This is a genomic window from Terrisphaera buseokensis (genome assembly GCF_047521145.2).
GTDB lineage: Bacteria > Verrucomicrobiota > Verrucomicrobiia > Opitutales > Opitutaceae > ER46.
Genome location: NZ_CM134186.1, coordinates 5,814,706 through 5,827,407, shown reverse-complemented (window position 1 = coordinate 5,827,407; position 12,702 = coordinate 5,814,706). Strand labels below are relative to the sequence as shown.

The window sequence follows — 12,702 nt, the reverse complement described above, 5'->3', positions numbered from 1 at the left end:
GCGGAGTCCGTCGGGACCGGTTCCGCGTCGATTCACCGCCGCGTGCTGCTGCGGACCTGCGCCGAGATTTGGGATTGGCGCGTGTCGTCCGGCTGGTCTTTCCTGCGTCCGTCCATGCCAACCCCCATGAATTTCCGTCGCGTGTATGCCGGCAAACGGGTGCTGATCACGGGCGGGCTGGGCTTCATCGGATCGAATCTCGCGCGCACGCTCCTGGCGCTCGGCGCGCGGGTCTCCGTGGTCGACAGCCTGGTACCCGAATACGGCGGCAACCGGCGCAATCTCGCGGGCGTGGCGTCGCAGGTGAAGATCCACGTGGCCGATGTGCGCGACTGGCCGCGGCTGCCGAGTCTCGTGAGCGGTCAGGATTTCCTTTTCAACCTCGCGGGGCAGACGAGTCACATGGACTCGATGACGGATCCGCAGACCGACCTGGACATCAATTGCCGGGCGCAACTCGCAATTCTCGAGGCCTGTCGGCTGCACAATCCGAAAATCCGGATCGTGTTCGCGAGCACACGGCAGATCTATGGCCGGCCCGATTATCTGCCGGTCGACGAGAAGCACCCGCTGCGGCCCGTCGACGTGAACGGCATCAACAAGATCGCGGGCGAATCGTTTCACCTGCTCTATTCACGCGTGCACGGCATCGGGGCGACGGCCCTGCGGCTGACCAACACCATCGGGCCGCGGATGCGAATCAAGGATGCGCGGCAGACCTTCGTCGGCGTGTGGATTCGGCGGTTGCTCGAAGGGCAGCCGATTGAGGTGTGGGGCGGAACGCAGCTGCGCGACTTCACGTACGTCGACGATGCCGTCGAGGCGTTCCTCCTCGCGGCGGCGCGGCCGGAAGCGATCGGTGCGGTGTACAATCTCGGCGGTCCACCACCTGTCACCTTGCAACAACTCGCGGAACAGCTGGTCGCGATCAACGGCGGCGGCGCGTTTACCGTCCGTGCGTTTCCCGGCGACCGAAAGAAGATCGATATTGGCGACTACTACGCGGACGACCGGCTGATCGCGCGGCAACTCGGCTGGAAGCCGCGGACGAGTCTGCGCGTGGCGCTGGAACAGACCGTGGCTTTCTATCGCACCGAGTTGAAACACTACCTCTGACGCGGCCGCGCTTCGGCCCCAAACCAAACCTTGCACGGCAGGGGCGGTTTGCGAGTAAGCTGAGCCGATGTCCGGTCCGGCTCTCAGCTTCGTCATTCCGCTCTATCGCAGCGCTGAAACCATTGGCAGCGTCGTGCACGAGATCGAAGGCCTCGTGATCGCAGGCGGACACGAAATCGTGCTCGTGCACGACGGCAGCGGCGAGGCGACCACGCGGGTCTGCCGCGAACTGGTGCGCACGGCGAAGGTGCCGATCACGCTGGTCGAACACGCGCGGAATTACGGTGAACACAACGCCGTCCTCACGGGGTGGCGGCACGCGCGGGGCCGGCACATCGTCAACCTCGACGACGACGGCCAGAATCCGCCCACGGAAGCGGTCCGGCTGTGGCAGCATGCGCTCGCCACCGATCTCGATGTGGTGTTCGGCCACTACGAGGAGAAGCAGCATTCGGCGTGGCGGAATTTCGGCAGCTGGTTCACGAACCGGATGACCGACTGGGCGCTCGACAAGCCACCGGGCTTTTATCTTTCGAGCTTCCGCTGCGTGTCTGCGTTCGTCGCGCACCAAGTCATTCCGTATGCCGGGCCGTATCCGTACATCGACGGGTTGCTGCTGCAGGTGACGCAGCGCATCGGCTCGATTGAGGTGCGGCACGAGGCGCGGCGGGCGGGCGCGAGCACCTACACGTTGAGCCGGCTGCTGCGGCTCTGGCTGAGCGCGTGGATCAATTTTTCCATCCTGCCCCTGCGTGTCGCCACCGTGATGGGACTCATCATCGGTCTCACCGGCCTGCTGGCGGTCGGCTGGCTGGTCTGGTTGTGGTTCCACGACGTCGGCCCGCAATACGGCTTCGGCTGGCTCATGGCCGCGTTGCTCATTTTCTCCGGTACCCAGCTGATGATGCTCGGCCTGATCGGCGAGTACGTCGGCCGGATGTTCATCACCGTGAATCAACGGCCGCAGGCAGTCGTGCGGGAAGTCACGCGCGGCGGGTGAACCAGCGCCCGTTCGCCGGACCCCGGATGGCGCTGATGTGAACTCGCGGCCGTCTACGGCGGTGTCGCCACGCCGAGGATACGATCCCAGCGGGCGAATTCACCCTCGAGGCCGGCCGTGACGGCGGCCACGGCTTCCGGCGGCGGCGTGCGGCGGAGATGCGCGAGAAAGCCGCACGCCGCCAGCGCGAGGCGGTACTCGCGCGACTCGGGAATTGCGAGGGCCTGCGCCAGGTAGCCGCGACACCAGGTGCGCGTGCCGTCGTCGGCCGCGGCAATCAGCTCGTCGCGCCAGCGCAGCGCCAGCCGGCGGGAGTTGTGTTCGTCGCGCTGCTTGCGTCCGGGCGAAGCGCTCACGTGGTGCCGCACGACGCTGCGCAGCGCCACGACGTTGACGCGGCCGAGCTCGCGCGCGCGGAAGCACAGGTCGATGTCCTCGCCGCCGTTCATGTAGCCTTCGTCGAAACCGCCCAGTTGTTCCCAAAGTGGGCGCGCCAAGACCACGCATGCGCCGGTGACGGCGGGAACGCGGCGCACCGGGCGAATCCAGCGCGCGAATACGGGCGGCAGCGCGCGAGCGTGGACGGGTTTGCCCGTCACATTGACGACGAGGCCCGCGTGATCGACGGCGCCCGAGGCGGCATCGAGCTGGACGTTGCCCACGAGACCGGCGCGCTCGCCGAGGGCGGTAAGGGCCGCCAGCATGGGTTCGAGCCAGCCGGGCAGCAGGATCAAATCGTTGTTGAGCAGCGCAAGCCACTCGCCGCGCGCGAGCCGGGCGCCGCGGTTGTTGGCGGCGGCATAGCCGAGATTGCGGTCGTTGAGCACGACATGAAATTCCGGTGCGGCGGCCGCCGCCGGAGGACGGTCACGGAGCGTTTGCAACCAAGCGCGAGTGCCATCGGTGCTGCCGTCGTCGACGAGGATGACCTCATAGCGGAGACCCGCAGGGACGGTGGCCTGCAGACTCGCGAGCATCGCCTGGGTGAGCGCCAGGCAGTTGTAGAGCGGGACGACCACGCTCAGCCGCGGCGGCGGGGTCGGTGCGACTGAGGAAGTGGGTGAAGGTGGAGGAGCCATGCGGCGGCCGGCCACCGTTCATCCCCTGATTCGCGGATTCCCTCAATCCCTTATTCCCGCGGCTCGCGGGCGAGTCGCTGCAGGTAGGCGCCGTAGCTGGACTTCCCGAGCTTGGCGATGTTGGCGTCGAGGCCGGCGCGAGTGATCCAACCCTTGCGCCAGGCGATTTCCTCGAGGCAGGCGATCTTCAGGCCCTGGCGATTCTCGATGACGTGGACGAACTGCGCCGCCTCGAGCAGCGAATCGTGCGTGCCGGTGTCGAGCCACGCCGTGCCACGGCCGAGGACTTCGACGTGCAGGCTGCCGGCCTCGAGATAGAGCCGGTTCAGATCGGTGATTTCCAACTCGCCGCGCTTCGACGGCTTCAAGCTGCGGGCGAGGCGGACAACGTCCTGGTCGTAGAAATAAATGCCGGGAATCGCGTAGTTGGATTTCGGTTGCGCGGGCTTTTCCTCGAGGGAAAGGACGCGGCCGTCCGGCGCAAACTCGACCACGCCGTAACTCTTCGCGTCCGCGACATGATAACCGAAAATCGTCGCACCCTTCATGCGCGCGCTGGCGCGTTCGAGCGACTTCACGAGATCGTGGCCGTAGAAAAGATTGTCGCCGAGGACGAGTGCCGCGGGTTCGCCCTTGAGGAAACCGACGTCGGCGGCGATGTGGAACGCCTGCGCGAGCCCGTCGGGGCTGGGCTGTTCCGCGTAGGAAAGTGTGAGGCCGAAGTTGGAGCCGTCGCCGAGCAACCGGCGGAACAGCGGCAAATCCTGCGGCGTGGAAATCACCAGGATCGCCCGAATGCCCGCAAGCATCAGCACCGACAGTGGATAATAGATCATCGGCTTGTCGTACACCGGCATCAGCTGTTTGGAGACAGCGATGGTCAACGGGTAGAGGCGCGTGCCGGAACCGCCGGCAAGGATGATGCCCTTTCGCAATTGCGGAGTGGGGATTGCGGACTGCGGATTGGCGGAAGACGGAGAGGCAGACACGGTTTTTGGGAGGGTTTACGCGGAGCGGAACGAACGGCGGTTTTCAATCCGCATTCCGCAATTCGAAGTCCGCAGTTGAGCTCAGCCGACGCCGAGGCGTTCGCGTTGGTATTTCTTGTCGGTAATATCAGCGGCCCAGCTGCGATTCTTGAGGTACCAGTCGACGGTCTTTTCAATGCCGGTTGCGAAGGACTCGCGCGGGTTCCAGCCGAGTTCGCGCTGCACCTTCGTGCAATCGATCGCGTAGCGGCGGTCGTGGCCGGGGCGATCCGCGACGTACGTGATCTGATCCGTGTACCGTTTCCCGTCCGCCCGCGGGCTCTTGCGTTCGAGCAGCGAGCAGATCGTTTTCACGATCTCGATGTTCGGCTGCTCATTCAGCCCGCCGATGTTGTAGGTCTCGCCCACGCGGCCGCGTTGCAGCACGAGCCAGATCGCGGTGGCGTGATCTTCGACGTACAGCCAGTCACGAATCTGCATGCCGTCGCCGTACACCGGCAGCGGTTTGCCCTCAAGGGCGTTGAGGATCATGAGCGGGATCAGTTTCTCCGGAAAATGATACGGCCCGTAGTTGTTCGAACAGTTCGTCGTGAGCGTCGGCAGCTTGAACGTGTGCTGATACGATCGGACGAAATGATCGCTCGCCGCCTTCGACGCCGCATACGGCGAGTTCGGGGCAAAGGGCGTTTCTTCGGTGAACGCCGGATCCTTGGGCCCGAGCGTCCCGTAGACTTCGTCGGTTGACACATGCAGAAAGCGAAACGCCTCCTTCTTCGCGGCGGGAAGAGCGGACCAGTAGAGCCGCGTGCAGTTCAACAGCCGGAGCGTGCCGACGACGTTGGTCTGCACGAACGGCTCGGGCGAATCGATCGAGCGGTCGACGTGCGACTCCGCGGCGAAGTTGGCGATGGCATCGATCTGGTGCTCGGCGAGGAGTCGCGAGACGAGGGCGGCGTCCCCGATGCTGCCGTGGGCAAACACGTAGCGAGGGTCGCCCGCCAGGTCCGCGAGATTGGCCGGGTTGCCCGCGTAGGTCAGGGCGTCGAGGTTGACGAGTTTCGTCAGGCGCGAGTTTTTCTCGGTGAGCCGCTGCCGGATGAAATTGGAGCCGATGAAGCCGCAGCCGCCGGTGACGAGGAGATTCACGCTGAAGGGGGAGTCGAGGGTCGAGAGTCGAAAAGTCGAGAAGGCCGGATCAACTGGCATGGTGATCAGGCGGCGGCTTTGCGCCAGGTGCGCAGATCGCGGCGGAGTGCTTCGCGCACTTCGGTCATCGTGATGCCGACGCTCGCGAGCTTGCTGGAATCCATCGTGCAGTTGGACCGCGGGGTCTTGGCCGCGAGGTGCATGAATTCGCCCTCGTCCTTGAAGAAATCGAACGCCTTGTTCGACACGCCGCTCTGGCGGATGAGCTCAACGACCTCGCGGGTGGTGACGTGGCCCGGGTTGGTCACGTTATAGGTGCCGAACGGCACGCGCTTCTCCCAGCATGCGAAGGTCGCCGCGCAGAACTCTTCGAGCTGCGAGATGGAATTCGTGGCCTCGAGCAGGCGGGGGTAGCGGAGCAGCTTCGTCAGGTAGTTCCGCGGATTGTCGATGTTGTCGAACGGAATGCGAAGGCGCCAGACGTAGACCGACGGCTTGCCGGCGAGCACGTCCTCACCGAGGGCTTTGCACCCGCTGTAGAATGAGCAGTTGTTCGTGCGGAAGGTGAAATTCGGAGCGTCGGTTTCGGTGAACCCCTTGCCGTCCGGCCGCGAGCCCGTGTAGATGCAGCCCGAGGAAACGTGTCCCCACGGCACGCCGGCTTCGGCGCAGGCTTCGGCCACGATGCCGGGCAGAACCGCGTTGCCGAAGAGGCATTCGTGCTTGTGCAGTTCACAGGCGTCGACGTTGGGCTTGCCGGTGTAGCCAGCGGCGTTGATCACGAACTCCGGCTTGTCGTGCAGCAACGCGGCGCGCAGGGCGTCCTTGTTCGAATAATCGACCTCCGCCCGGCGCAGATTCCGAAACGGAATCCCCTTGCGCGTGAGCAGCGCCTGGTACGCGTGTCCGACATAGCCTGAACCGCCGAGCAGGTAAATCATGAGAGGGAGAAGACATATCGGCACTCAGAAGGTAAACAAGCGGGTTTTTGGGCGGGCCACGCGGCGCAGGGCGTCCGTTGAAGACACAAAAAACCGCCGCACCTCATTGGGTGCGGCGGTGAGAGTAACAAGGGTGGCGGTTACCGGAGGGAAACGCCTTTCCGTCTGACTTAGAAGCGGACGGTGGCGCCGAACTGCACGCGCCAGCGGCTCGCGATGTTGTCGATCGTCACGTTGCCGGGCTCGGTCGTGTAGGTCGGACGGACCTGGCCCGCGGCGTTGTAGGTCGCGGCCCCCATCAGGCGGCGATAGAAGACCGCGTTGTTGGTGTTGGTCAGGAGTTCCGTGTAGCCAAACGCCCGGCGGCTGAGCCAGTAGCCGAAATTGATGAAGTCGAAGAAGAGTTCGACCTCGACCGGCTTGTAGATCGGCAGCTTCTGCGTGATGCGCAGATCGAGCTGGTTGATCCACGGCTGCGTGAACGCATTGCGCGGAGCGTGGCTGCCAGCGTACTTGCCGAGGCCGCTGCTCTGAATGAACGCTAGGAGATCGGCCCGCTGCGTCGCGGTCAGTCCGGAGTAATCGATCTTGGGATCGTTGTCGCCGTTCGGCACGTAGACGAGATCGTTGGCCACGACGCCGTCATTGTTCAGATCGTTCGAGTAGGCGTAGGAGAACGGATTGCCGGTGTGGCCTTCGTAGTAGAGCGAGGCCGTGGTGGCCCAGCCCTTCTTGAACTCCAGGCGCTTCGCGAGGCTGATCTGGATACGATCGCGGACCTCGAAGTCGGACCGTTGTACTTCAATGGTGTTCTGGTTGAAGACCGCGTTGCGGCTCCAGCCGTCGACCGCGACCGTCTGGCCGAACGACTGCGCTTCCTCGGATTTGCCGCGCGTGTAGGTCGCGTTGTAGGACCAGTTGTTCTTCATCGGGCGGTTCAGGCCGATGGAAACGTAGGTGCTTTCGCCTTCGCTGATGTTGCGCACGCGCACGACATTGGTGAACGCAAGGCTCGTCGCGCCGGCCGACGTGGCGCCACCGTTGAAACGCTGGCGTCCGTCGAGACCCACGGCCGGACCGGACGTGGCCGTGACGACGAGCGGGCGGATGTTCAGGTTGTCGGTGAAGAGCGACTTGTCGTTGTAGGTTTGAATCGCCTCGATCGTCAGCGTGGTGTCGAAGATCGGGAGCTTGCGCTCGACGGCGAGGTTGCCACGCCACACGGCGGGGAGCTTCAAGCCGTTCTGGAGCAGGTTGATTTCGCGGCGGGCGTTCGGATCGCCGTCCGTCGCGGCGGTGCCGATTGGATTCGCGAAGTCGAAGTTATTGCGAATGTACGCGCCGAGCTGCGGGGCGGCGGCGCCCGTCTGCAGCTGGTTGAAGCGGCCCACGCCGGTGTTGCCATAGGCATTCGAGATGAACACCCAGGGCGCGCGGCCGGTGAAGTAGCCGAAGCCACCGCGGACTTGCATGACGCGGGCGTCGTCGACCGCCCAATTGAAGCCGAGGCGAGGCGAGACGATCTGCGTGTCGTCGACGTTGCCGTCGTTGCGAATGCCAAAGGTGTTTACGAACGCCTGATTGACCGGCGGACGGGCCGCGGACTCCACCATGTCGAAGCGGGCGCCGAGCACGACGTTGAGGCGCGAGTTCACGTCCCACTTCGTCTGCCCGAAGATACCGGTGATGGCGAAGTCCGAGATGTCGGCGGCCGGCGTGCCCTGCACGAAGATGGAACGACCAAAGGCGGCCGGACGATCGGCGACAAAGTCGGCCAGCGAAGCGTAGTCGAAAAGGCCATACGAGCCCTGGCGGAAGAGATTGTAGAACTTGCTTTTTTCCCGATCGAAGCCGCCGGTGAAGGTGAAGTTCTTCCAGAAGTAGTCGGCGTTGCCGCTGTAGCTTTCGGTCTTCAGCTGGATGACATTGCCGTGGCGGAACTGCTCCGTGCCGAGAACCACGACACCGCTGGCGGCGCCGGCGGCGTTGGTCACCGGGCGGCCGTCACTGCCGGTGCCAGCGACGCCGAACACGCGAATTTCGGGGAAGATCGTCGGTGACGTCGTGAGCTGCTCGTAGTTCGTCTTGGACCACTTGAACTCGGTTTTCAGATTCTGCGACCACTGGTCATTCAGCGTCGCGGCCCACACGTCTTCCGTGCGGATCTGCGAGTAGAAATTGGAGCTGAACGCCGTGCCGCGGGTCGCCGCCGGACCGGCGGCGCCGAGGATACCGGTGAACGCGCCGCCGATGCCGTTCGAGCGACCGAACTGCGGCAGCGTGCCGACGGTCTCGTTGTAGCGGACGGAGAGGCGGTGATCCTTGGTGATGTTCCAGTCGACCTTGTAGAGTTTCTTTTCCTCCTCGGTGATGAGCGAGCCGCCGCCGCCGAAGGCGCCCAAGTCAAAGGTCTTGCCGGAGGCGGTCTTGATGGCGGCAATCGCGTTGTTCAGCGTCGTGATGTCCGCCGAGGCCGGCGTCATCGTCGGGTCGCTCGCGACCTGCGTGCGCTCGAACTTCTCATAGTTGCCGAAGAAGAAGAGTTTGTTCTTCCACAACGGACCGCCGAGGGTCGCGCCCCAGGTCTTGCGTTCGTCCGGCGGACGCTTGCCGGCACTCGCCCCGATCTGATCGCGGCCGGCGTACTTGGCGTCCGTGTAGTAGCCATAGAGGCTGCCGTGAAACGTGTTCGTGCCGCTGCGGGTCACGACGTTGATGGCGGCGCCGGTGAAGCCGCTCTGGCGGACGTCATAGGGCGAAACCGAGATGGACACCTGTTCGGCCGTCTCGAGGGACAACGGATTGAAGAACGACTGCAGGCCCGAGGCGTTGAGACCGAACTGGTCGTTGATGCGGGCGCCATCCACCATGATCGAGTTGAAGCGATTGTTCTGACCAACCGCGGTGAGCATGGCTTCCTGACGATCACCGAAGACGTTCCGCAGCGTCACCTGCGAATTCGTCCGGGCCATGTCGGCGAACGAACGCTGCGCGGTCGGCTGGGCCAGGATGCGTTCGCGCGTGAGGAGCGAGGCGGCGCCGGTTGCACTGCCGTCGAGTTCATCGCGGGCGCCGCCGACGGTGAACTTTTCCATTACGACCACGTCCGCCGGAGAGAGCGCGACGTTCAGGTCCGTTTCCTTGCCGAGCTGCGTCGTGATTTCGGTGATCTCTGCCGGCTTTTTGCCGGGCGCGGTCGTCACGAGCGTAAACGGCCCGCCGACCACCATGCCGCGAAAATTATAGCGGCCGGTTTCGGACGACACGGCCGTGTACACGGTGCCCGTCGGGACGTGCGTCGCGGTGAGCGTGGCGCCGGGGACCGGTTTACCGGTGTTGTCGCGGACGACGCCGGTGAGGCCGGACGAGACGACGCCCTGGGCGAAGAGAAACGGCCCGAGGGCGAGGCCGACGATCCAGACAATCGCGCGAAGGGTGCGGGCGATCGCCGGGGAAGCAGTTGAGCAGCAATGTTCGTTCATGAATTCGGATGGTGTGTGGGAGGTCTTTTTTCGGAGATTTTGCGATGCAGGTCTAGTGCCGATTCCGGTACCTTCGGCGATATGGCGGCGGCAGGTCTCGCGCAAGGGTTCCAGGTGACAATTGGGCTACTTACGGCGGTAGTCGCCCCGGCTGAAGTATTTTTCGAGCCAGACATAGGCACAGATGAAGAAATAGCGGCTGCCCATCTCCTTGATCTTGAGCTTGGCGACACCGAATTTTCGGTTCCGCCAGGAGATCGGCGTGACGGCAAACGAGTACCCGCGGACGATGGCCTTTAACGGAAGTTCCACCGTCAGATTGAAATGCGGTGCCAGGAAGGGCCGGCAGCCGTCGATCACGGTGCGGCGGTAAGCCTTGAACGCGTTGGTGGTGTCGTTCAGCGGGATGTTGAAGCCCACCCGCACCAGGGCGTTGGCGATGCGATTGACGAAAAGTTTAACCCGCGGGTAGTCGATCACCTCGCCGCCCGGGACGAAGCGGCTGCCGAAGGCGCAATCGTTACCCTGGTTGAGCAGCTTCCAGTAAGTGACGGCATCGGCGGGCGAGTCCGACGCGTCCGCCATCATGATCACGACGGCGTCACCGCGACTGTGGTCGAGGCCCCAGGTCACGGCCCGACCGAAGCCATGGACGCCGCTGGCATTCTGGGTCGGAGCGAGCGTGGGAATCGTCGATCGCAGCTGCTGCAGCACCTGCCACGTGCCGTCGCGGCTGCCGTCATCGACGACCACGATTTCGTGCGGGATCGTTTCCTTGGAAAACGTCTCGAAGATATCCTGAAGAGTGGAGGGCAGTGACTCTTCCTCGTCGCGCGCGGGAATGACGACGGAGAAGAGTCCGAGCGGAGCGGACGCGGGCATGGTGTAAACAGGTGGGCGGGTCAGAGCGGCGCCGACAGGTCGAGCCAGTCGGGGTGGGCCCGCGCATGGGCGGCGATTTCTTCGAGGATGGCGTCGGTCGGCGTGGTCGGACGCCAGTTCCAGCGCCGCGAAGCCAGGCCGGAGTCGAGCACCATCCAGGGAATGTCGAAGGGCCGCGGCGTGGCGTCGACGCCCACGCTGTGCGCACCGAGATGAGCGGCGCACCAGTCGCTCAACTGCCGCAGCGATCGCGCGGACGCGGTGCCGCCGGAGACGTTGGCGATGCGTTCGGCGGCGGAGAGCTTGGGCGCGGCGAACTGTTGCAACAGCAACGGCACCAGATCGCGGGGATGCAGGCAGTCGCGCACCTGATGCCCGTGTCCGCCAAACCCGATGTACTTCAGCGGTCGCCGGGCGAGCCAGGAATTGATCCAGTACGCGAAGATGCCCTGGTCTGCGCGGCCGAACTGGCCCGCGCCCGCGAGCACGCCGCAGCGGTTGACGAACACCGGCAGCGCGAAGGTCTCGCCGTACTCCAACGCGAGCGCCTCGCTGGCCAGCTTGGTCGCGCCATACAGCGAGATCGGCGCTTGGGTGGAAAACGCTTCGGCAACGCCCGCCGCGCTGATGCCGGTGGGCACGGTCGCGGGGTTCGAAACGTCCAACGTGAAGGCGTCGGCCTGCACTCGCATCGGCAGATTCGCGAGCGGTGCGATCGCGTAGACGCGACTCGTGCTCAGCAGGACAAAGCCTGCGCGGTGCAGCTTGCAGTATTCGAGCAGGTTCACGGTGCCGCCGAGATTGTGCTCCACGAGCTGGCGTGAACTCGTCCGGCCGTCGACGCCGGCGAGCACGCTGGGATTCGCGGCGGCATCGATCACCCAGTCAACGGCCGGCAGGGTCTCGAGGTCGCTCGCGAGCCGGAGATCGCCGTGGAACAGTTTCACGCCGCGGTGCTTCAAGTCCGCGCGATTCGACTCGCTGCCCGGCCGGATGAAGTTGTCGAAACCGACGACGGTGTGACCCGTGCCGGCGTCGACGAAGGCGCGCGCGAGCGTGCTGCCCACGAAACCGCAAACGCCACTGATGAGAATCCGCATCGCGCGCAGCATGGGCAATTACCGGAGTGCGGGAAGCTGTTTTTCCATGCGGTCCGAAGCGGCGCTACGGCTCTCCCGCGATCCTTGACGCGTCGACGGGCTCCACCTTGTCTCGCGGCAATGAGTCAACTGCGCGGCGACTACAAATCCGTCTGGAACTCCCTGTCCGGCTCGAAGCAGGACGCGTTTCTCGTCGTGTCGGGCTACACCGACGAGGACAAGTTTCACGCGGACGCCGAGGACACGATGGACATCCTGCGCGAGACGGTCGGCATCCGGCCGGAGGATACGATCCTGGAAATCGGTTGCGGCGTCGGCCGGGTGGGCCGCGTGCTGTCGCCGTTCGTGAAGGAATGGGTCGGCTGCGACGTGTCGGCCAACATGCTGCGCCTCGCCGGCCGCCGCCTGCTCGGGCTGCCGAACATCCGGCTGCAGGAGATTTCCGGCTACGACCTCCAGCCCATCCCGGATGCGTCCGTCGACGTCGTCTACACGACGGTGGTGTTCATGCATCTCGAGGAATGGGACCGCTACAACTACGTGCTCGAAGCGAAGCGCGTGCTGAAACCCGGCGGCCGTTTCTACTGCGACAACGTCGACCTGGCTTCACCAGCCGGCTGGGCGGTCTTCGAGGAAAGCCGCCTGCGTTTCAAACCGCGCGAACGGCCGTCGCAGATCTCGAAATGCTCCACGCAGCCCGAGATCGAAACCTTCCTGCGCCGCGCGGGTTTCGCCGACGTCAACGTGAAGGGCCGGCTCGATTTCTGGGCGTACGGCTGGGGCAAGAAGCCGGCGGAGTGAGCCCACTCGCCCGTTGCCAACGGACTCCAGCCGTGGCTGCGAGCGTTGGCGAGTGGTGGTTCGGTCACTCGCTGGCGCTCGTAGCCACGATCGTTCCGGAGGTCCGCAAGCAAAGGGCAATCGAGATGATACCCACTGCGGCTCGGGGTGTGGCTACGAGCGCCAG

10 protein-coding genes are annotated in these 12,702 nt (G+C 64.6%); 3 read left to right on the top strand and 7 right to left on the bottom strand.

Annotated features, from left to right (window positions below; genetic code table 11):
• Positions 1-126: 126 nt before the first annotated feature.
• On the top strand, positions 127-1,116 hold the full coding sequence (locus ACLJEU_RS21865; protein WP_414663878.1) for an NAD-dependent epimerase/dehydratase family protein: 990 nt from the start codon (positions 127-129) through the stop codon (positions 1,114-1,116).
• A gap of 67 nt (positions 1,117-1,183) precedes the next feature.
• Entirely contained in the window at positions 1,184-2,116 is a 933-nt protein-coding gene (locus ACLJEU_RS21860) for a glycosyltransferase (RefSeq protein WP_414663877.1), read from the top strand.
• A 53-nt stretch (positions 2,117-2,169) separates the two neighbouring features.
• On the opposite strand, the gene ACLJEU_RS21855 is transcribed toward ACLJEU_RS21860, so the two are convergent.
• The 7 genes from ACLJEU_RS21855 to ACLJEU_RS21825 form a co-directional block, all read right to left on the bottom strand.
• Positions 2,170-3,195 (bottom strand): glycosyltransferase family 2 protein, encoded by a 1,026-nt coding sequence (locus ACLJEU_RS21855; RefSeq protein ID WP_414663876.1) that lies wholly within the window; start codon positions 3,193-3,195, stop codon positions 2,170-2,172.
• Positions 3,196-3,245: 50 nt separating this feature from the next.
• Complete coding sequence (gene rfbA / locus ACLJEU_RS21850; RefSeq protein WP_414663874.1) at positions 3,246-4,184, bottom strand: glucose-1-phosphate thymidylyltransferase RfbA; 939 nt, start codon at positions 4,182-4,184, stop codon at positions 3,246-3,248.
• An 81-nt stretch (positions 4,185-4,265) separates the two neighbouring features.
• The gene (rfbB, locus tag ACLJEU_RS21845; protein WP_414663922.1) at positions 4,266-5,330 is read right to left on the bottom strand and encodes a dTDP-glucose 4,6-dehydratase; all 1,065 of its coding nucleotides are present in this window, start codon (positions 5,328-5,330) and stop codon (positions 4,266-4,268) included.
• Between the two features lie 65 nt (positions 5,331-5,395).
• The gene (locus ACLJEU_RS21840) at positions 5,396-6,271 is read right to left on the bottom strand and encodes a sugar nucleotide-binding protein (RefSeq protein WP_414663873.1); all 876 of its coding nucleotides are present in this window, start codon (positions 6,269-6,271) and stop codon (positions 5,396-5,398) included.
• A gap of 170 nt (positions 6,272-6,441) precedes the next feature.
• Entirely contained in the window at positions 6,442-9,753 is a 3,312-nt protein-coding gene (locus ACLJEU_RS21835; RefSeq protein WP_414663872.1) for a TonB-dependent receptor, read from the bottom strand.
• 126 nt (positions 9,754-9,879) lie between these two features.
• Entirely contained in the window at positions 9,880-10,635 is a 756-nt protein-coding gene (locus ACLJEU_RS21830) for a glycosyltransferase family 2 protein (RefSeq protein ID WP_414663871.1), read from the bottom strand.
• Positions 10,636-10,655: 20 nt separating this feature from the next.
• A complete protein-coding gene (locus ACLJEU_RS21825; RefSeq protein WP_414663921.1) occupies positions 10,656-11,735 on the bottom strand; it encodes an NAD-dependent epimerase/dehydratase family protein in 1,080 nt (359 codons plus the stop codon).
• A 120-nt stretch (positions 11,736-11,855) separates the two neighbouring features.
• Here ACLJEU_RS21825 and ACLJEU_RS21820 point away from each other — a divergent pair, with 120 nt between their 5' ends.
• On the top strand, positions 11,856-12,536 hold the full coding sequence (locus ACLJEU_RS21820; RefSeq protein WP_414663870.1) for a class I SAM-dependent methyltransferase: 681 nt from the start codon (positions 11,856-11,858) through the stop codon (positions 12,534-12,536).
• Positions 12,537-12,702 lie beyond the last annotated feature (166 nt).

Coding starts and splice junctions, on each gene's coding strand:
- ACLJEU_RS21865 (WP_414663878.1), top strand. CDS start 127: ATGAATTTCCGTCGCGTGTATGCCGGCAAACGGGTGCTGATCACGGGC.
- ACLJEU_RS21860 (WP_414663877.1), top strand. CDS start 1,184: ATGTCCGGTCCGGCTCTCAGCTTCGTCATTCCGCTCTATCGCAGCGCT.
- ACLJEU_RS21855 (WP_414663876.1), bottom strand. CDS start 3,195: ATGGCTCCTCCACCTTCACCCACTTCCTCAGTCGCACCGACCCCGCCG.
- ACLJEU_RS21840 (WP_414663873.1), bottom strand. CDS start 6,271: ATGATTTACCTGCTCGGCGGTTCAGGCTATGTCGGACACGCGTACCAG.
- ACLJEU_RS21835 (WP_414663872.1), bottom strand. CDS start 9,753: ATGAACGAACATTGCTGCTCAACTGCTTCCCCGGCGATCGCCCGCACC.
- ACLJEU_RS21830 (WP_414663871.1), bottom strand. CDS start 10,635: ATGCCCGCGTCCGCTCCGCTCGGACTCTTCTCCGTCGTCATTCCCGCG.
- ACLJEU_RS21825 (WP_414663921.1), bottom strand. CDS start 11,735: ATGCGGATTCTCATCAGTGGCGTTTGCGGTTTCGTGGGCAGCACGCTC.
- ACLJEU_RS21820 (WP_414663870.1), top strand. CDS start 11,856: ATGAGTCAACTGCGCGGCGACTACAAATCCGTCTGGAACTCCCTGTCC.